The organism is Asticcacaulis sp. P2_C5 (genome assembly GCF_056404555.1).
On record NZ_JBFUDU010000020.1, the window covers coordinates 44,954 to 65,373 of the forward strand.

General features: G+C 61.1%; 14 protein-coding genes. 10 read left to right on the forward strand and 4 right to left on the reverse strand.

All coding sequences use genetic code 11. The annotated features are described in order from the left end of the window. From AC1DXO_RS24775 to AC1DXO_RS24800, 6 genes are all read left to right on the forward strand, one after another. Window positions 1-789, forward strand: coding sequence for a TrbG/VirB9 family P-type conjugative transfer protein (locus AC1DXO_RS24775; protein ID WP_476980891.1), 789 nt, complete (start codon window positions 1-3; stop codon window positions 787-789). Further along, window positions 789-1,871 carry a type IV secretion system protein VirB10 gene (gene virB10, locus AC1DXO_RS24780; RefSeq protein WP_476980892.1) on the forward strand — a complete coding sequence of 361 codons (1,083 nt, stop codon included), beginning with the start codon at window positions 789-791 and terminating at the stop codon, window positions 1,869-1,871. The genes AC1DXO_RS24775 and virB10 overlap by 1 nt, the downstream gene beginning before the upstream one ends. 2 nt (window positions 1,872-1,873) lie before the next feature. Beyond that, the gene (gene virB11, locus AC1DXO_RS24785) at window positions 1,874-2,857 is read left to right on the forward strand and encodes a P-type DNA transfer ATPase VirB11 (protein WP_476980893.1); all 984 of its coding nucleotides are present in this window, start codon (window positions 1,874-1,876) and stop codon (window positions 2,855-2,857) included. 364 nt (window positions 2,858-3,221) lie between these two features. Further along, the gene (locus AC1DXO_RS24790) at window positions 3,222-4,169 is read left to right on the forward strand and encodes a dioxygenase family protein (RefSeq protein WP_476980894.1); all 948 of its coding nucleotides are present in this window, start codon (window positions 3,222-3,224) and stop codon (window positions 4,167-4,169) included. A gap of 40 nt (window positions 4,170-4,209) precedes the next feature. Then, window positions 4,210-4,926, forward strand: a complete 717-nt coding sequence (locus tag AC1DXO_RS24795; RefSeq protein WP_476980895.1) for a metallophosphoesterase — start codon at window positions 4,210-4,212, stop codon at window positions 4,924-4,926. A gap of 108 nt (window positions 4,927-5,034) precedes the next feature. Then, window positions 5,035-7,476 (forward strand): HAD-IIIC family phosphatase, encoded by a 2,442-nt coding sequence (locus AC1DXO_RS24800; RefSeq protein WP_476980896.1) that lies wholly within the window; start codon window positions 5,035-5,037, stop codon window positions 7,474-7,476. On the opposite strand, the gene AC1DXO_RS24805 is transcribed toward AC1DXO_RS24800, so the two are convergent. The 4 genes from AC1DXO_RS24805 to AC1DXO_RS24820 all read right to left on the reverse strand — a co-directional run bounded on the left by AC1DXO_RS24805 (window position 7,471) and on the right by AC1DXO_RS24820 (window position 11,836). Continuing rightward, window positions 7,471-9,039, reverse strand: a complete 1,569-nt coding sequence (locus tag AC1DXO_RS24805; RefSeq protein ID WP_476980897.1) for a phospholipid carrier-dependent glycosyltransferase — start codon at window positions 9,037-9,039, stop codon at window positions 7,471-7,473. The two genes, AC1DXO_RS24800 and AC1DXO_RS24805, sit on opposite strands and share 6 nt — an antisense overlap. 184 nt (window positions 9,040-9,223) lie before the next feature. Then, window positions 9,224-9,646, reverse strand: a complete 423-nt coding sequence (locus tag AC1DXO_RS24810) for a globin family protein (protein ID WP_476980898.1) — start codon at window positions 9,644-9,646, stop codon at window positions 9,224-9,226. A 380-nt stretch (window positions 9,647-10,026) separates the two neighbouring features. Beyond that, window positions 10,027-11,289 carry a sensor histidine kinase gene (locus AC1DXO_RS24815; RefSeq protein WP_476980899.1) on the reverse strand — a complete coding sequence of 421 codons (1,263 nt, stop codon included), beginning with the start codon at window positions 11,287-11,289 and terminating at the stop codon, window positions 10,027-10,029. Beyond that, on the reverse strand, window positions 11,279-11,836 hold the full coding sequence (locus AC1DXO_RS24820; RefSeq protein WP_476980900.1) for a response regulator transcription factor: 558 nt from the start codon (window positions 11,834-11,836) through the stop codon (window positions 11,279-11,281). Before AC1DXO_RS24820 ends, AC1DXO_RS24815 begins: the two co-directional genes overlap by 11 nt. 382 nt (window positions 11,837-12,218) lie before the next feature. On the opposite strand from AC1DXO_RS24820, the gene AC1DXO_RS24825 reads away from it, so the two are divergent. Genes AC1DXO_RS24825 through AC1DXO_RS24840 form a run of 4 tightly spaced genes read left to right on the forward strand, consistent with a single transcriptional unit; the run spans window position 12,219 to window position 20,397 of the window. Further along, on the forward strand, window positions 12,219-12,899 hold the full coding sequence (locus AC1DXO_RS24825; RefSeq protein ID WP_476980901.1) for an ABC transporter ATP-binding protein: 681 nt from the start codon (window positions 12,219-12,221) through the stop codon (window positions 12,897-12,899). 24 nt (window positions 12,900-12,923) lie between these two features. Then, window positions 12,924-15,404 (forward strand): ABC transporter permease, encoded by a 2,481-nt coding sequence (locus AC1DXO_RS24830; RefSeq protein ID WP_476980902.1) that lies wholly within the window; start codon window positions 12,924-12,926, stop codon window positions 15,402-15,404. After that, window positions 15,397-17,880, forward strand: a complete 2,484-nt coding sequence (locus AC1DXO_RS24835; RefSeq protein ID WP_476980903.1) for an ABC transporter permease — start codon at window positions 15,397-15,399, stop codon at window positions 17,878-17,880. The genes AC1DXO_RS24830 and AC1DXO_RS24835 overlap by 8 nt, the downstream gene beginning before the upstream one ends. Window positions 17,881-17,934: 54 nt before the next feature. After that, the gene (locus tag AC1DXO_RS24840; RefSeq protein ID WP_476980904.1) at window positions 17,935-20,397 is read left to right on the forward strand and encodes an ABC transporter permease; all 2,463 of its coding nucleotides are present in this window, start codon (window positions 17,935-17,937) and stop codon (window positions 20,395-20,397) included. The last annotated feature ends 23 nt before the right edge of the window (window positions 20,398-20,420 follow it).

Genomic DNA, 20,420 nt, shown 5'->3' on the forward strand with positions numbered 1-20,420 from the left:
ATGATGAAACCGTTACCGCTTATTGCAATGCTGGCCGTGATGGCTGGGGGGGCGCAGGCCCAGGACCCGGACGAGGATCAGCGCCTGAAAACCATTCCCTACGATCCGGAAGAGATCATCAAGCTGGAGGGCTGCCTCAACTTCCAGACCATGATCAGCTTCGAGCCGGGTGAATTGATTGAAAATGTGGGCTTGGGCGACGCCGCCCAGTGGCAGGTGACGCCGAACAAGAAGGCGACCCTTCTGTTCGTCAAGCCGATCATTTTGCACGCCTTTTCCAACATGTCGGTCGTGACAACCAAGCGAAGCTATAATTTCGAGCTGCGCAGCGCCCCGGATTCCGTCTGCGCGCGCGGCAATATTGTCTACGACCTGCGCTTTCTTTATCCACCGGTCGCGCCGCCTCCGGCCAAGACTCCGGCCGGCCCGGTCGATCCCAACGCCTTCCTGCCATTGCCGGAAAAACGCAACAGCGCCTATACCTATTCCGGTTCGACGTCCCTGGTGCCGATCCGCGTCTTCGACGACGGCGTCTCGACCTATCTGCGCTGGCCGGCCGGCGCCGAAACCCCGGCCGTCTATGCGCTCAATGCCGACAATAGCGAGAGCATCGTCAACTATGCGACGCGCGGCGACTATATGGTGGTCGAGCAGGTGGCGCGCGGGTTCGTCCTGCGCCAGGCCGATCAGAAGACCGTCATCTATAACGACTCATTCCGTATCGAAGGCCTGGACGCCCTGTCGCCCAAGCCGCGCGGCAAGTCGAATGCTTCGGGAGGAGGCACATAATGGCCCGCAAACCTCTCCCTGCCGGCAATGACCCGCGTCTGAAACTCGATCCGGATGATCTCGAAGCCGCCTCCCAGCGCGCCATGCCCCAGGTGGCGAAAAAGGGTGGCCTGGGCGACCAGGCTGGCCTGGCCGCCGGCATCATCGGCGCCGTCGCCCTGGGCGGCGTCGTCATGTTCACCCTGCCGAACCCGGCACCCAAGCCTGCGCCGCCTCCGCCCGCGGTCGCCACCCAGCCGCCGCCGTCGACCCTGCCGCCCATCGACCCAAGCCTCAATCCACCTATCGACTCGACCCCACCGCAGTCCTTCGTCCAGCCCATGCCGCAGCCCAATCCGGCGCCGCCGCCAACTGCTGTGCCCGACAATGGTGTGCGTGCGCCGGCCATGATCATCGACAACTCGACCGCGCCAGGCGTTCAGGCCGCGGCACCGGCTTCGGGCGCCGCAGCGGCCTCCCGGCCGATTCTCAATCCCAACGACCAGTTCGCTGCAACGATCAATGGCGATGTCACCCAAAAGGCGTGGAAGATCGGCGATCCGTCAAAGGTCGTGCCACAAGGCGCCTTCATTCCGGCCGTGTTGGAAACCGCCATCAATTCCGACCTGCCGGGCTACACGCGCGCCGTAGTGTCGCGCGATATCCGCAGCTTCGACGGCACGGCCATCCTGATCCCCAAGGGGTCGCGTCTGGTCGGCCAATACAAGAGCGGCCTGACCAGTGGTGAAACCCGTGCCTTTATCATCTGGAACCGGCTGATCCGTCCCGACGGCCTGTCGATCCAACTGGCGTCGCCGGCAACCGATGACCTGGGCCAGGCGGGCATGACCGGCCGGGTCAACAGCCACTTCGCCAAGCGTTTCGGTTCGGCCATGTTGCTGTCGGTGGTCAATGGCCTGACTGCCGCCGCCGGGGGCAGCAGCAAGTCGACCATCGTCATCGGTACCTCGTCCGAAGCGCAAGGCGTGATCAGCGAGGCCCTGTCGGCCGACGCCAAGATCCCGCCGACCATCAAGGTGCCGCAGGGCGCACCGATCCAGGTCTTCGCCGCCCGCGATCTCGACTTCAGCCTGGGTCAGTAGCCATGGCTGTTGCGGAACCTCAGGTGATCCCGCTCGACGGCGTCTATCTGCGCACCTATCTCAAGCCGTTCCTCGATTTTCTGGAGCGCGACGAGATTACCGAAATCCTGGTCAACCGGCCGGGCGAGGTGTGGATCGAGGTGTCGGGTCAACCGACGATGCAGCGCCTAGAGATGCCTGAGGTCGATGATGTGCTGCTGGCGCGGCTGGCGGCGCAGATTGCCCGTGTCGCCCACCAGGGGATCAATCGCGAAAATCCGCTGCTGGCCGCGTCTTTGCCGTCGGGCGAACGTGTGCAACTGGTCGGACCGCCGGCGGCGAAACACTGGGCCCTGGCTATCCGCCGGCATCGCATGGTCGATCTCAGTCTCGATGCCTATGATCGCGGGCCGATTCCCGATCTCGCGGGTAGGGGCAAGCGCGACGACCTGGCCTATGCGCGCAAGAACCCGATCGCCTTCCTGAAGGAGGCTGTGACGGCGCGCAAGACCATCCTGATTTCCGGCGGCACCAGTTCGGGCAAGACGACTTTTCTGAACGCGCTCCTGAAGACGATTCCGCTCCACGAACGCATTATCCTGGTCGAGGATACGCCCGAAATCGCCTGCGCCCACGCCAATTCGCTGCGCCTGGTGGCGGTCAAGGGTGAGATGGGCGAGGCACGGGTGACGATCAACGACCTGCTGCAGGCCAGCCTGCGCCTGCGGCCCGACCGGATCATCGTCGGTGAAATCCGCGGCGAGGAGGCGACGACCTTCCTGCGCGCCATCAATACCGGCCACCCCGGGTCTTTCACGACCGTCCACGCCAATACGCCCAAGGGCGCGCTGGAACAGATCGCCTTGATGGTCATGCAATCCGGGACGCAACTGACGCGGCTGGAGACCCTGGCCTATGCCAATTCCCTGATCGATGTCGTGGTGCAGCTGTCGCGCGTCGGCGGTGAGCGCATGGTCAGCGATATCGACCTGCCAACCAAGCTTTGAGCCGGATTGCGTGCTTTCGGCCGAATTTATTGCGAGCTGAACCAGCTGTGAAGTTTTTTTCCACAGATTACACAGATTACACAGATTTTCTATCGCCTATTTGGGATATATTTTGATGCTTAGTCTAATTCCCGATCGCGAAGCGATTTTTTTATAGGTTTTATCCAGACGTCAGAATTTATCTGATTATCATCTACGCTCTTAATCTGTGTAATCGGTGTAATCTGTGGATATATTCTTATATGGACCGCCACAGTATTTCGAAGTTGAAACATTTTTGACGTTGTTGAAATAAAGCGATCGGAAGATTTGCCGCAATCAGCCCGTACCGATGGATGTGTAACCATCGCATCCGGGGATTTCCATGCCAGATAACTATCACAAGGACCACCACCACAAGGACAACTATCACAAGGACGAGAGCAGCCTCGAAGACCTCATTCAGTCCGTCATGCCGCGTCGGCGGGCGCTGGGCCTGATCGGCATGACCGCCCTGTCGACCTCGGCCCTGGCGGCGTGCGGCGGTGGTGGCAGTTCATCCGGCACCACGGTCAGCGTGTCGTCGTCATCATCGTCATCATCGAGTTCCAGCAGTTCCTCGTCCAGCTCATCCAGTTCCAGTAGTTCGTCTTCGTCGTCCTCGGCCGGTACCTGTACGACCCTGCCGGAAGAGACCAACGGCCCCTATCCCGGTGACGGCTCCAACTCCGTGTCGGGCAGCGTGATCAATGTCCTGACCACATCGGGGATCGTGCGCAGCGATATCCGCACCAGCGTCGGCGCCTATTCCGGAACGGCGAGTGGTGTGCAACTGACCCTGACGATCCGCCTGGTCAATACCAATCTCGGCTGCACGCCGCTGGCCGGCTACGCCATCTATATCTGGCACTGCACGCTGGACGGCAAATATTCGCTCTATTCGTCGGGCGTCACCACCCAGAACTATCTGCGCGGCGTCCAGGTTAGCGACACGAACGGCGAGGTGACCTTCACGACGGTCATACCGGGCTGTTATTCCGGTCGCATGCCGCACATCCATGTCGAGGTCTATCCGAGCCTGAGCACCGCAACCTCCTACACCAACCGGCTCAAGACGACGCAGTTTGCCTTCGACCGGCCGTTCTCGGTCGCGTTTTATGCTGCAGCCAGCGGATATAGCGCCAGCATCGCCAATCTCAACGCCATTGCCTTCGCAACGGACAATGTCTTCAGCGACGATACGACGGCGCAACTGGCGGCATCGACCATCACCCCGTCGGGCAGTATTGCGGCCGGCTATACAGGCAGTATAGATCTCGGGATCGCGATTTAGAGATCGTGACATCGGGAGCGTCTGGCGCTAGAACCGGCCCATGACCTCCCGCATTGCACAATTAACCTACGCCATCGGCGATATCCACGGCTATGACGCGCTGTTCGAGCGTCTGCTCGACCGTATTCAAGTCGATGCCGGGCTGATCGGCGAGCGGCCGCGCGTCATCCTGCTGGGCGACTATATCGACCGCGGCCCGTCGTCGCGCCAGGTCCTTGAGCGCATCATGCGCTTCGAAAACGCGCGCTGGTGCGATCCGGTTGTCCTGATGGGCAATCACGAACATATCCTGCTGCGTTTTCTCGACGACCCGACGATCGGTGAGACCTGGCGCATCTGGGGCGGGGCGGCGACCATGGCCTCCTATGGCGTGGACATGCCTTATCTCGCCAACGATGTCGCCATATGGAGCCAGACGCGCGACAGGTTCCGGGCAGCCATGGATCGCGACCATGTCGATATGCTGCGCCGCCTGCCGGCCTCCTATTCGGACGGCGACTATCTGTTCGTCCATGCGGGGGTCGATCCCGACCGGCCGTTGAGCGAGCAGGGGCCTGAAATCTTCATGTATATGCGCGGCCGCTTCCTGAAGGCGGACAAGGCGTGCGACCAAGTCGTGGTGCACGGCCACACGCCGCAGGAGCCTGAGATCGACACACCGTGGCGCATCGGCATCGATTCCGGCGTCTACATGACCGGCGTGCTGAGCGCCGTCCGCCTGCGCGGCACGGAACGCAGCCTGCTTCAGGTGCGGTAACAATCGGCCTGTTTCAAGGGCCTTGTCCGATTGCGGTTCCGTAATCCGGATGATACGACCTGTTCAGTTCCGTATGAGCCGGTGCGGAAATTGGAGACGACGGGCGCAATGTCCTTTGACCGCTTGAAACAATTTCTGAAGCCGGGACGTCCGGCGACGGCCGAACCGGCCGCAGCAGCGGAAACGGTGATTGCGCGGGTTCACACCGCGGTCGACATTAATGATTCCGCCGAAATTTCACAGCGACTGGAGGACTTCCGACGGGCGGCAGCGAACCAGGACCTGATGGCGGTCGACATGGCGCGCGCCCTGGCGGCAAAGGGGCGCGGCGATCTGGCGGAGAGCCTGCTCAGCGACTGGCTGAACGACAATTCCGGCCTGTGGGCGGGTTGCGAACTGGCGCAGATGTTGCGGGCGCGTGGTGATATCGAGTCGGCGCTGGTGCGCTATCGCGCGATCTGTGACGCCTTTCCGGATGACGCCACACCTTTTGCCGCCGTTATCGAAATTCTGTCCGGCCAGGGACGGCTCGACGAGGCAGAGGCGATCGTTGCGGCGCAATTGCCGCGATTTCCAGCCCATATCTGGCTGTGGGACGCCGCCGCGCAACTGGCCGCGCAGAGGGGCGATAGCCGGACGGCCTTCGCGCGCTGGCGCACCTTGCGGCATTTCGCGCCGGAACACGTGCGGGCCTGGCTGGGCATGGCCGATATCCTGACCTCGCACAGAAAGCGTGACGTCACGCGGCGGCTGATGCACGGTGAGGACATAGAGCTGGATGTCCTGCCGGTCGATGATCTGGACTATCGTACGCCGGGCGACCTGCAGACGCGGCCGACCGTCTTCCGCCGCGGCCTGGTTATCGGCTCCTGCCTGGCCTCCGGACTGCCGAAGATTTTTGGCAGCGAGACGCCGGCGTGCGAGACCGATTTTGTCCTCGTCAACAATGCCGCCGGCTTGCCGGAAGCTCCGCCACAGCCAGTCGATGCCTACGATTTCCAGTTCGTTCAGATACCTCTGCGGGCGATCCTGCCGGATGGCGCGCATTTCGGCCTGGCCTATGACGATCCGGCCGCCTTCGAGCAACTGTTCGAAATGTCTTGCAGTCGCATATCGCAGATGCTGGATGCCCTGCTGGCGTGGAACCGTCAGCACGGCTTGTTGAGTTTCGTCACCAACTTTCTGGTACCGCAACAAAACGCCATGGGACGACTGATGCCGCGCTATGATCTGCGCAACTTCGTCCATTTCATCGAGCGCCTCAATGTTCACCTGGCGGCAGAGCTGGACCGCTTTCGCAACGTGCATCTGGTCGATATCGACCAGATTGCCGCGACCCTGGGCAAACGGTTTATCCAGGACGACATGGTCTGGGTGACCGGACACGCTTCGGTGCTGTCCGATGCCGATTTTTCCGGTGACCAGGCGCGGCTCGAGCCGCTGCAGCCGGTGAAAGCCTACTATCCGACCCGCGTCGAAGCCTTCGCGTCCCTGATCTGGCGGGACGTTGTGGCGCAATATCGTACCTTGCATCAGACGGACAGCATCAAGATGGTGTTGATCGATCTCGACGACACCCTGTGGCGCGGTGTCCTGGCGGAGACCGGTCACACCGACACAGAGGGCTGGCCGGTGGGCTTTGCCGAGGCCCTGGTGTTTCTGAAGCGGCGCGGCATCATTCTGGGCATAGTCTCGAAGAACAGCGAGGACCGGATACGCGGCATGTGGCCCTTCGAGCGCCTGCTGCCGCTGGAAAGCTTCGCCATTCACCGCATCAATTGGCAGCCCAAGGCCGAGAATATCGCGGAGATATTGGCCGAGGTAAACCTGCTGCCGCACAGCGTCCTGTTCATCGACGACAATCCGACCGAACGCGCCGCGGTCCAGGGCGCATTTCCGGATATGCGCGTGCTGGGGGCCAATCCGTACCTGTGGCGGCGCATCCTGCTGTGGTCGGCGGAAACCCAAGTCGCCACGGTTACGGCGGAATCAGCGCGGCGGACCGAGATGATTCAGGCCCAGGGCGAACGCGAACTCAGCCGCAGAACCTTGTCGCGCGAGGCATTCCTGGCGTCGTTGAATATCGAAATTGCCGTGACGCCGGTGACGGCGGTTGACGATCCGGCGTTTACCCGTGCTTTCGAACTGCTCAACAAGACCAACCAGTTCAACACGAACGGCCGACGCTGGACGCACGCCGAGGCCGAAGCCTTTCTGGCGCGCGGCGGTATTTTCTACACGCTGCGAGTCGCGGACATCCACACCAGCTACGGACTGGTGGGCGTGCTGTGTGTCGCGGGCGCCGAGGTTCTGCAGTTCGTCATGAGTTGTCGCGTACTCGGCCTGGACGTCGAGATAGCTTTGGTGGCAGAGGTCATGGCCCGGATGCCGACTGGTGAAATGCGAGCGAGCATTGTCGAGACCGAGGCCAATGCCCCGTCGCGCGACATCTGGACGCGCTGCGGCTTCGCGCATCGTGACGAAGGCTATGTTTATGTCGGCGACGGACTCGACATTCCGCCGCATATCACCGTGGTTGCCGGCCTATAGCTGGCTTGCCGGCGGCGCGGGCAAGGCCTTCTTGGTCGGCCGGCACACCACGGTTGTGACCGGCACATTGTGCATCTCGCATTGCCCGCGCGTCATCAGCTGGTGATAGGTCAAGGGCGCGAACCACAGATAGCTGGCGGCGATGAGGACACTGAGGCAGCACAGGACAGCAAAGCGGTAGCGGTCCAGTATGGCGAACTTGCGCGCTGTGATCTTGAACACCAGCGGCACCAGCATGAAGCTGAGGGCGAGGCCAATAAAATAGTGGTAGATATACATGACGCGCTGGGTGCCCAACCAGATGTGGAAGACCCAGAAGACGACGTACATGGTGAGCAGGGCTTCGAGCCGGTCGTAGTCGGTATTGCCGCGCTCGCTTTCAAGGCGACGGGCGCGGCGGCTGAAGACCAGGACGGCGGCGCCGACAATGCCGATGGCGCCTAGGCCCCAGTCGACCGGATTGCCGACCATCTGGGTATAGGCCGTCCGTTTGCCGTCGAAATCCCAGCGGTAGTTGATGATCTTGTTCATGAACGGCCACAGGATCGGCTGCGAGCCATTGGATTCGGTTTTGATCTCACCGGTGAAGTCGTGCTTCATGTAGTCGTAATAACCCGCCGTGGCGTCCCAGACGACGGCCGGCGACAGGGGCCGCTTCTTATGCAGGTAGTCCTGATAGACCTGGCCCATATAACGCAGGTCCTTTTCGCCGGACTTCGTCTTTGGATCGGGTGCGTTCGGATTGAGGACGACGTGCAGGGTGAAGACCAGCACGACCATCGATGCGAAGGCCACGGCGCTCGCCGTCCCCCGCGCTATACTTTGCAGTACGACCAGGCGTGAGCGGTCGACCCATATAGCGCGCAGCAGGCTGAGGCCGGCCAGGAACAGCATGACCAGGGAATTGACCTTGGTCATGAAGCTGAGACCGCACAGCAGGCCGAACAAGGCATAGGTGAGAAGGGGCCGTTTCGGCTCGCGCCCGAAGGTATTCAGCCAGACCAGGATCGAGGCCAGGGTGAAGGTCATCTGGTAGGAATCGAGATGGGCGGCTCGAAAATGGACGATATAGGCGTTTTCGAAGACGAACAGCAGGGAGAAGACGAAAGCCTCGAACGCCTCGTTGGTCAGGCGCAGGACGATCAGGTAGAAGAGCAGCGCACCTATAACGGCGAACAGGGCCGATGGCATGCGAATGCCGGTGAAGTCGTAGCCCTTGGGAACGACGCGCGTGTCGAGTTTCTTGACCTCCGCCATGAAATGGGTGTCGAGATGTTTGTTGGCGCCGTTGATCGTCGTGCCCAGATCCATGAACATGAAGGCAAGCGGCGGGTGCGACGCATATTGTGCCGTGTGGTCGGAATAGCGCTCGGCGGCCGTCAGATAGTAGGATTCATCCCAGAAGGCGTGCGGAGGGTTGTTGATGTCGCGCACGAAATTGAAACAGGCCAGGACGACGATCAAAAGCCCGAGAACCCAGCGCAGGGTCTGGTCGTCGGCGTTCCACAGCTTATCGAGAAAGGTTTTGGTGCGGGAAAAAACCGGCGTCAGGAAAGGGGGCATGTCTTGCTCTTGGCTGATGGGCTGGCCGGTTATGCCCGAATCCCGCCCGCCTGCCTAGAGCACAATCCGACAAAGTGGACACGGCTTATGAGGAGAGAAGATCGCGGGCAGGGCACCATCCCCTCCGTCGCGGCCCCGCGCGAAGAGCGCGGGCGTCGCGCCACCTCCCCACGAGTGGGGAGGACTACGCTGACTTTTGCAATGGATAGGCGCCCTCGATCATGACACTCGACAATAGGCCGTAAGCCTCGGTCCAGGCCTGGCGGGTGTCAGCATCGAACATGTCACCCAGGGCCTGCCCCAGGGTCGTGATCAGGGCCGTTCCCACTGTTTCATAATGTTCGGGTGTCACGCCGTAGGCGACATGACGCACCCCCAGGGCCTGGACGACCGGGATCAGGCGTTGCGGGTCGCTGAGATTGGCGACGACAAAGGCGATGGCTTGCAGCAGCATCTTGCCCTGAGCGGTCATGTCGCCGCGGAACATCGGACGCAGGGCCGGGTCGAGCTCGAACAGGTTGCCATAGAATATGTCGGCGGCGGCGAGGCCGTGGACGACGACCAGGTTATGGCTGGACTGGACGAGATGGATTTGCTGCGGTGTCATGACGAAGGCTCCGGTGTGGATTAGCCCTTATCCTGGCAGCCTTGTGTTGCAGTCTGATGCCGCGCGTCCGCTGCAAATGTTTCAATTGTGTCCGGCGAAGCCCAACGCACACAGATTGGCCATGCAGTACCAACGCCGTATTGACTAATTTGATTGTGCGGAGAGGGTAGACGGGCGCCTTGGGGGGCAAGGCGCCCGTCAAGTTGCTGCGTTCGAGGGGGGAAGTGACCGCAGCAACATGATCAACATAGCTGTGATTATTTGAAGATTCAAGCTCAACAATCGCCTGCAGTGCAACATAATTGCCCAAATCTGGGGACTAAGGTATTGAGTTAAAGGGTAAATTGCCCGTTTACCATGCAAAGATTGGGCCCACGCAACTATAGGGCCGCTTCCCACGGATTGAGCGCGCTATAGGGGCGTTCAAGCGCGAAACAGAAATGCGCGCCGCCCAGGTCCGACAGCGGCCGCAGGGTCAGAACGCTGCCGTGGCCCTGCAGGATCTGCCGTGCCAGGCTCAGGCCGACGCCGGTACCGGTCGGCTTGGTGGTGTAGAAGGGCAGGAAAATGGTTTCGGCCAGGCTCGCTTCCACGCCCTTTCCAGTGTCTTCGACAGATATCTCAATGGCGCTTTCGATCACGTCGAAGGTCAGGCGCACCTTGGGCCCGACCTGAGATTTGGACGGGTCCTGGGATTGGGAGTCGCGTTGAAACTCGGAATTGGCCAGCGCGGCCTCGGCGGCGTTGTTCAGAAGGTTGGTGAGGCACAGCCGTATCTGGTCGGCATCCATCATGGCGCTGACGGCGTGGGCGGGCGGGGTCAGGTCAAGGGCTACGCCCCGTTGCGTCCACTGGGCGCGAAAGCCTTCGGCCAGTTCTTCCGCGAACGGTACAACGGCGACATGCCGGATTTCGGGTGGCGGAAGACGGGTCAGGATGCGGTAGGAATCGACAAAGCCCACCAGGCCTTCGGTTCGCGCTACGACGCGCTCCAGCGCACAACGCGCATCATCGAGACTTTCGGGCGTATTGTCGGAAATCAGGTCCAGGGCGCTGCGGCTCATCGACGCCACCGGGGTCAGGGCGTTCATCAGTTCGTGGTTCAGCACCTTCAACAGGTCGCGCAGGGCCGAGGCCTCGGCTGCGCGCACTTCGGAGGTGATGTCGATCAGAATGGCCAGGAGGGTGTAGTCGATCCTGGCCTTGTGGATTGCATAGCGGCCGCCGGCCCAGTCGATCTGGCCGTGCAGAGTGTCCAGTCGATCGCCTGGGCCCAACAGGGCGCGCCGTGTCGCCACCGGCAGGACCGATGAGGCATCGAACATCTGGCGGGCTGCGCGATTGACAGCGATCAGGCGGCCGTCCTCTTCCTGCAGCAGAAGCGGTGAGGGGGCTTCGTCGACCAGGGCGCGCAGGCGGCGGGCGCTCTGTTCGGAGGTATAGGTGGCGTCGGGACCGCGATTGGCCGCCGGCACGGCACGGCGCCGGCCGCGCAACAACAGGCTGACCAGAACCAGGGTCACGATGGCGCAAACCGTGGCCGTCGCCACGTGGCCGTGCGTCGCTGCACGCCAGAACAGGGCGCCGCAGATGAAGACACCGAAATGGGCCGCTATCGCCGCAATCAGCCCCTTAGAGTCCATGTTTTTCCATACGCCGGTAGAGTGCCGCGCGCGTCAGGCCCAGTTCCTTGGCGGCATGGGAAATATTATACTCATGGCGGCTCAGCGCCTCGCGGATCAGTTCGCGTTCGGAGCGTTCCAGATTGAGGTCTTGCGGCGGCGGGGGCGGCGCCTGGACACGCGGCTGTTCGATGGCGGCATTGACGGTCGCCAGCAGGCGTTCATTGTGCCAGGGCTTGACGACGAAATCATCGGCCCCCAGGCGCATGGCGCGTACGGCGATGCTGAGGCCGCTATGGCCGGTCACGACGACCACGGGCGTCGTCAGGCCGGCTTTCATCTGCTCCTCGAGAAAACTGAGGCCGGCCTCACCGGAGGTGTCGCCGCGGCGGAAATTGAGATCGAGCAGGATAATGTCGAACTTGCGGGCGGCCAGTTGCACCCGGGCGTCCTCGGGCGTCTGGACGCAAATCATGTCATAGCCGTGGCGACGCAGGGCCAGTTCGGCGGCGGCGAGGATATCGGCGTCGTCATCGAGAAACAGGGCGGCGCGGCGAGTCTGGGACATGTTCGGAATCGGACACTTATAAGGTGGAAGGTGACCGGAAAATGGCCGCAATATTGCAAAAAGTCAAATAATATCTGCTGTTTATGTCTTTGATGAAATTGTGGTAATGTAACCGTGGATCTGGACGATCCGGCCTGCAAAGCTTTGCAAGTCATTGTCCGGATGCCTAGCGGGGGGCGCCGGGAGGGGACTGATCGCGGCGGAGGTACGGCCTTATCGGCCATGCCACCGCCGTGACATGTCATCTGCACGCACCCTCAAGCCGCGCCGCCCAATCGACGGTAATGAAACGGGCGGACACCCAGCGCAGGCCGTGATATTTCCGTAGCACCGTCCGGGATTCGGCCCGTCGGAAAATGCGGATTTTGGGGTAGGGCCTGGCATGATCGATCTGCAGAATATATCGCGACTGTACCATTCGGCCGACGTGGCGACGGCGGCCCTGCGCAATGTCGATCTGAGCATCGGGCGCGGCGAGTTCCTGGCGGTCATGGGGCCGTCGGGCTGCGGAAAATCAACTTTATTGAACATTCTCGGGGCTATTGATCAGCCGACCTCCGGTCATTACTTCTTCGATGGCGAGGACCTGACGCGGCTGAACGAAGCCAGGCTGGCGGAATTTCGCGCCCGGCACTTGGGCTTCGTCTTTCAGAGCTTCAATCTGGTCGACGACCTGAATGTCTTTGAAAATATCGAGCTGGGTGTGCTGTATCGCCGTCTGGCGGGCCGTGAACGGCGCGCCAAGGTCGAGGCGGCCATGGACCGGGTGGGTATGTCACATCGCGCACGGCATTTTCCGCATCAGCTGTCCGGTGGTCAGCAGCAACGCGTGGCCATAGCGCGGGCTGTGGTGGGTTCACCCGAGCTGATCCTGGCGGATGAGCCGACCGGAAATCTCGACAGCGAGAACGGTGCCCAGGTCATGGCTATACTGAAAGGGCTGAATCACGACGGCGCGACGGTGGTCATGGTGACCCATTCCCATGCCCAGGCCGATCAGGCGGGACGGCAGGTCGATATGCTCGATGGCCGGCTGTTATTGTCGGTCACGCGCGAGGTTTAGGGCGTGCTTCGGGGGGCGGGGGACTTGATCTGGTCGGCTGCCAAAGCGCTTTACCGGTCAATGTTGCGCCATCCGCTGTTCGCGGCGCTGGATCTTGTGGGCCTCAGCTTCGGCATCGCCGTATTCGTCACGATCAGCCTGTTTGTCCGTTTCGAGACCAGTTACGACCAATGGATCACTGGTTCCCACGACATCTACGAAGTGACGACACGGCGCATCGTTCCTGTACCCGACGCGCAGCCGCGTTTCTCGACCTTCGCTGAACTGTACGGCATTCTCCGGGCGGAGACGCCGCAGACCGCGATGGTCCGCGTGGTGCCCGACTATTTCAATCTCCGGAGGTCAAACAGATTTGGGAGCGATCTGATCGAGGAAGAAGGGGTGCTGGTCGACGGCGATTTCTTTCGCGTCTTTGACCTGCCGTTCATCGCCGGCGATCCCGGGCGGGCCCTGCAGCCGGATACGATCATCCTGTCCGAATCCATGGCGCGCAAATATTTCGGCCGGGCCGATGTCGTCGGACAACGCCTGACCATCATGGACGACACTGTGTCCCTCAGCACCAAACACAATATAGGCCCGCCCAGCGCCACCTATACTGTCAGCACTGTTATTCGTGACACGCCGGCCAATGCCACCCTGCATTTCGGTTTCATTCGGTTGCTTGATACCGCGCCGATGAAAGGCGACGCCGGGTGGCGCGGCTGGCAACAGGGCTTTGTCCGTCTTTTCCTGCGCCTGGATAAGCCGGGGCAGGCGGCACAACTGGACCAGCGATTGGATCGGCTGCTTGACGCCAATGCCAAGAGCGCCTTTTGGGAAGCCTATTATCCGGACCGCGTCCCGCACGAATTGGTCAGGTTGCGGCTGCAACGCCTGGAGTCCGAGCATCTGGCCGGGAAGGGCACCATGCCCCCTCTGGTCGCGCTGGGCGCTGTCGGAGCGCTGGCCCTGCTGATTGCCTTGATCAACCACGTCAACCTGGCGACCGCGCGTGCGGGAACGCGCGCCCGCGACGTGGTTGTCCGAAAGGTGCACGGCGCAGATGCCGCGCAATTGCGGTTGCAGTTCGTTATTGAAGGCGTAATGACCGCTGTCATGGCCTGTATCGTCGGGCTTAGTGTGGTTGAACTAAGCCTGCCGCTCATCAATCGCCTGGGTGGTTTGGCCTTGAAGCTCGACTATGGTCATGACGCCGGCTGGCTCGCATTGGTGGTTACCAGTGTCTTGGCTGCCGGCGGACTGGCCGGACTTTATCCGGCCATCCTGCTGACCGGTTTTCAACCCGTCGCCGTTCTGGCGTCCGTCGGTGCCGCCCGACCCACGCGCCTGGGCGGCGGTGTTCGGCAGGGTTTGGTTTTCGTGCAATTTGCCGTGGTGGTGGCTTTTTTTATCGTCATGCAGGGCTTCATGGCCCAGGTCCGCCATATGGCAACCTCCGATCTCGGCTTCTCGCGCCATAACTGGTTGGCCACGACGTCGACCATTGCCCTGCGACTGACGTCCGATCGGGTTGCAGCCATATTGGAAAAATGGCGCGGCGTGCCCGGCGTCGTTTCGGTTTCAACAGGCTCCGTTCCTGGGCCGTACCTTATCTTTAACCTCTTGCCGGCCAAGGAGCCGCAGCCACGGCACAGTCTGGTACCATTCAAGGCCGTGTACAGTGATCTTGATTACTTTAAAACCTTTTCGACACCGATTCTGGCCGGGAGACCTTTGAACTCAAGCGATTATGCCGATGAAATCTGGCTCGCGACTATGCCCACCGGCGGTTCCATCCGGGTCGTGATCAACGAGACGGCCGTTTCGGACCTGGGCTTTGCGTCGCCGGAGGCCGCTCTTGGCCAGTCGATAAGCTTCAACACCGTCCGCTTCGACATTGTCGGCGTCGCTGCTGACCAACGTCTGGCGGCGCCCACCGAAAAAATCGGCCCCGCCCTCTATATTGCTTGCGACATATTCAAGGGAACGCAAACGACGATTATCCGTTACGCTGGGGTGACGGACGCCGTCATAAAGGCACGGCTGACGGCGACTTGGCGCGACAGCCTGCCCGACCTTCCCCTGTCTTTCAGTACGGCCGAAGAGTATCTCGACGTCTATTACCGCGCGGATCGTCGCACCGCCCTGCTGTTCATGGCTGGTGCCGTTGCGGCCGGTATTATCGGCGCCGTCGGTCTGTTCGGCCTGGCTGCATTTGGCACCTCTGCGCGCTTTGTCGAAATTGCCCTGCGTAAGACCATGGGCGCGACAAGCGGGCAGGTGGCCCGGCTGCTCGTCTTGCAATTTATCCGGCCGGTGCTGCTGGCCAATCTGATCGCCTGGCCCGTGGCCTGGCTGGTGTTGTCGCGCTGGCTCAGTCAGTTCGACGATCGCATCGCCCTGACTCCGTGGTATTTTCTCGCCGGGTCGGGCGTTTCCCTGCTGATAGCCGTAATGACGGTCGGCGGACTGGCCCTGGCTGCCGCCGGTGTCTCGCCTGGCAAGGCCTTGCGCCATGAGTGACAAAGGCAATATTTTTTGGGCGGGGGATTTGATCTGGTCGGCCGGCGTCGCCTTTTACCGGTCGATGTTGCGCCATCCTTTGTATGCGGCTCTAAACCTGCTCGGGTTAGCCTTCGGGATCGCAGTGTTTATCACTGTCAGCCTCTTTGTCCGCTTCGAGACCAGCTATGAGCGCTGGCTGCCTCAGGCCGACAGAATTTACGAAGTGGGGCGCAGCCTGCGCCTGAGCCCCACGGAGATGCTGGATATAACATATGCCACGCCGGGCTCAACGATGGACATTATTCATAAGGACTATCCTGACCTGGTCGGGACGCGGGTGGCGAACGCCTACAGCTATGTCGGCACCGGGGACAAGGTCGCGGAAGAGGAAGGACAACTGGTTGACCGCGATTTCTTCAAGGTGTTCAAAATCGAGCTGGTGGACGGAAGGGTTGAGACGGCACTGGATGCAGATTCAATCTTCCTGTCGGAAAGCATGGCAGGCAAATATTTCGGCAGGACGGATATTGTGGGTCAGACCTTGATCCTGCGCGAAAACGGCAATTCGGGAGCAGCTGTGCGGCCACTGCGCCATACCTACACGATCCGCGGCGTGATGAAGGACATGCCCGCCAATTCATCGCTGAAGTTCACCCTGGTTCGACTATGGTCGCCAGAGTTGGTAGCGAGGAATCTCTTCTGGGACTCGTGGATGCAGGAGTCGGGCCGCACGTTTGTGGTCTTCGATACGCCCGCCCAGGCCGCGGGTTTCAACCGCCAGATCGATCACATTGTTGATCAATCACCACCCAACCTGACAAATACGGCATACTTTGGCGGGCGGCCGCCGCACGAGACTGTGCGTGCACGAGCGGTTCCTCTGGTGTCCGAACACCTAAGCCAGGGCTCGGCGCGTCATGGCGTTCTGGCGGCAGCCATTTGTGGCACGCTGGCCCTGATCACGGCCCTGGTCAACTATGTCAATCTGGCGACGGCCCGAGCCAGACTGCGCGCGCGTGAAATCGCCGTGCGCAAGGCCCTTGGGGCAGCTGTAACAGTTGTACGCGTCCAGTTCCTGATCGAGGCGGTTCTGGTCACCGCAGCGGCTGGCCTGCTGGGGTTAAGTCTCACCGAAGGGGGGCTGCCTCTGATCAATCACATTTGCGACCTCCGTCTGCATCTCGACTATGAAGGTGACGTGACTTTCCTGGCCAGTCTTGGGCTTGGTATTGTTCTTACCGGATTTCTGGCAGGGCTTTATCCTGCCTATGTCATGTCGGAAATTCAGCCGGTGCGGGTCCTGGCCGGGGCGGGCTCCGTTGGGGCTGGACGGTGGGGAAGGCGGATTCGCGAACTGCTTGTGGTCGTGCAGTTCGGTGTCGCTGGGGCTTTGTTGATCATCCTGACCGGTTTTGCCGTGCAGGTGCGCCATATGGAAGCCTCCGATCTGGGTTTCCACAGGAACGGCCTGCTGATGACCGAATCGCTGATTTCGTCCGAACTTTCCGTACAGCAGATATCAGCGATCCACGACGCTTGGCGTACGCTGCCCAATGTCGTCGCCGTGTCCACCGGCACGGTACCGGGACTCTATTTCGTCCCGGCACGCCCGATTGTGACGGCCGAGCCGCCTGACAAAACCGAATTCCCGGCCATGGGGGCCATCATAACACGGGATTATTTCAAGGTGTTCGATGCCGACATTCTGGCCGGCCGGGTGGTGTCCGACGGAGATTATGTGCCGTTCGACCATATGCCGGAGGTGGTGAATGTCGATATTAATGAAGCAGCAGCGCGGGCGCTGGGCTGCCGGACACCACAGATGGCCTTGGGGCGCTTTCTGCAACGGCAAGGCCAAAGGTTGAAAGTTGTCGGAGTCGTATCAGACCAGCGTTTCGGTCCGCCGACGCAGAGTCGTGGACCTCAGATATATTTGCCGTCGCTCGGGGCGCTGACCAAGGCAACGACCGTTGTGCGTTACGATCACCTGGGCGAATCGGTGATGCGCGCCCGGCTGGCCGCGGCGTGGCACAGGCTGGCGCCCGAACTGCCGCTGGCTCTGCGATCCGGAGCCGAGGCGATGGAACCCTATTATCATCAGGATCGACACAATACGAACCTTTTTGCTGTTACTGCACTGGCGTCGGCCTTGATCGGCATGATCGGTCTCTACGGCGTGGCGGCTTTCAGTACCTCGTCGCGCTTTGTCGAAATTGCCCTGCGTAAGACGATGGGCGCAACAAGCTGGCAAGTGGCACGGCTGCTCGTCTGGCAGTTCGTCAGGCCGGTCCTGCTGGCCAATCTCGTCGCCTGGCCCATCGCCTGGCTGGTCCTTTCGCGTTGGCTCAGTCAGTTTGACGATCGCATCGCTCTGACGCCATTGTATTTTCTCGCCGGGTCGGGCGTTTCTCTGCTGATTGCTGTGGCGACCGTCGGCGGGCTGGCCCTGGCCAGCGCCAGTGTTTCGCCGGGCAAGGCCTTGCGCCATGAGTGACAAGGCACCGAATTTCAGCCTAGATTGGTATGTCCAATCACCTCGCGAATCCTGATGCTTCAGTCCGCCATCATTGCCTTTTACCGGTCGGCGGCCAGGCACCCCTTGTATGCCGCGCTGAACGTGCTGGGGCTGACGGTCGGCATTGCCGTCTTCATCGTCATCAGCCTGTTTGTGCGCTTCGAGACGACCTACGACCAATGGGTGCCGAACGCGAGGCGCATCTATGAAATAACGTCGAAGCGGCTCTACCACGGCATCGATATCCGGCCGCGTCCGACGACCGGGGTAGGTATGTTCGAGAGCCTGCACGCCAGCCTTCCCAACCTGACCGGCACGCGTATCATTTCCAGCTATGCCACAGTAAGGTCAGGTTTCGAGTTCAAGGAAGAGGTGGTGAAGCTGGTCGACAGCCAGTTCTTTAGCGTCTTCGACCTGCCCTTGCTGGCGGGTGATCGGGCAACCGCGCTGCGGCCGGACACGATTATTCTGTCGAGGGCGATGGCACTAAAGTATTTTGGCCGCACCGACATCGTGGGGCGCCGGATACTGCTGCGCAATGAAGGCATTGACGGCTCGATGCCGACCTATGCGGGGCGTGCGACGGCCTATATGGTCGGGGCCGTTATCGCTGAGGAACCGAAAAACTCTTCCCTGCAGCTCGACTTTGTCAGATTGATCGATCCGGCTGACAAGGCGTCCGCCGACAGATGGTCCAGCTGGGCGCATCTCTGGGGGCGGACATTTGTGATCTTCCGATCTCAGGCGGAGGTGAAGGCGTTCAATGACAACCTCGACGCCTATACGGACGCCAATGCGAAGTACGAAGGGCCGGTATTTGAAAAATCGGGACCGTATCACAGCCTGATCCAGTACAGGGCCAACGCCTTGACGGCCGAGCACCTGTGGGATCCAAAGGCCTTGAACGCCATGGTCGCCTTTGGGTTTACAGGCATATTGGCGTTTGCGGTCTCACTGATCAACTATATCAACCTCGCGACGGCGCGCAGCGGATTGCGTGCCCGTGAGGTCGCCGTCAGGAAGGCCATGGGGGCGACGGCGGCCGGGTTGCGGCTGCAAATCCTGCTGGAGTCCGCCATCGTCTCGTTGGTTGCGGCGCTGCTCGGCTTCAGTTTGGTCGAGCTGGTCCTGCCGGTCTTGAACCAGGCCACCGGGCTGGCGCTGCAACTCGACTACCGCCGGGATGCCGGGCTGTTGCTCGCGGTGCTGGGCGCCGTCATGCTGGGCAGCCTGGCGGCGGGGTTGTATCCAGCCTGGGTCGTATCCGCCTTTGAGCCGGCTTTTGTCCTGTCTTCGTCGATGTCTCCGGCGGGGGGGCGGCTCGACAGCCTGGTCCGCAAGGCGCTTTCGCTGTTTCAATTCGTGTTTGCCACCACGCTGTTCATCCTGGTCTTCGGCTTTGTCGCGCAGGTGACGCATATGCGGGAGTCCGATCTCGGCTTTGACCGGAAGGGCCTGCTTTTGACCAATTCGATGATCACGCCCTTGCTTACCGCCGAACAGGCGGCCACCATTGAAGGGCGCTGGCGGTCATTGCCAAACGTCGTCTCCATCAGCCAGGGCAGCGCACCCGGACGCTTTCTGATGCTGGCTCGGGGCAGTGCGGTGACGAAAGCAACCACGTTCGTTCCCGTGAGATTCAGGATCGGCGCTGTGAGCCAGGACTATTTCATGGTCATGAATACGAGACTGCTGGCTGGCCGTTTCCTGGCCAGCGCGGATCGTAACGAAAGCCTGTATATTGACAGGTTGGATCCGCACCATGTGATCAGGGCCGATATCAATGCCAACGCCGTCCAGGCCTTTGGCTTCGGCACGGCCGAAAATGCCATCGGACAGATCGTGAAATCCGATGACAATGAATTCGAGATCGTCGGAGTCGTGGAGAATCAGAGGCTTGATGCGCCGACCGCGACATTGCCCCCTGTCATCTATGTCTATACCGCAGGTTTGCGGCAAAGGACAACGACCCTGCTTCGGTTCCGCGACGCATCCGAAGACGAGGTCAAGGCCAACTTGTCGGCGATCTGGCGGACAATAGCGCCGGATGTGCCCCTGGAGATTCTCTCGCTTGCCGAGGAACTCGACTACTACTACGCCGCCGATCAGCGCAATACACGCCTGTTTCTGGTGGGGGCGATGGCCTGTGGGATTATCGGCAGTATCGGGCTTTACGGCATGGCGGCCTTCAGTACTTCATGCCGCTCGGTCGAGATCGCGCTGCGCAAGACTTCGGGCGCCTCAAAGTGGCAGGTCGCTCGGCTGCTGGTGTTCCAGTTCCTGAAACCCGTCCTGCTCGCCAATCTGATCGCCTGGCCCGTTTCCTGGCTGATCCTGTCGCGCTGGTTGGCGCAGTTCGACGACCGTGTCGTCATGAGCCCGGCGTTTTTCATGGCGGGGTCCGGCGTTTCGCTGTTGATCGCCATAATTACAGTCGGAGGACTGGCCGTGGCGAGCGCCAGCGCTTCGCCGGGCAAGGCCTTGCGTCATGAGTGACAAGTTGTGCCATTTGCGACTAG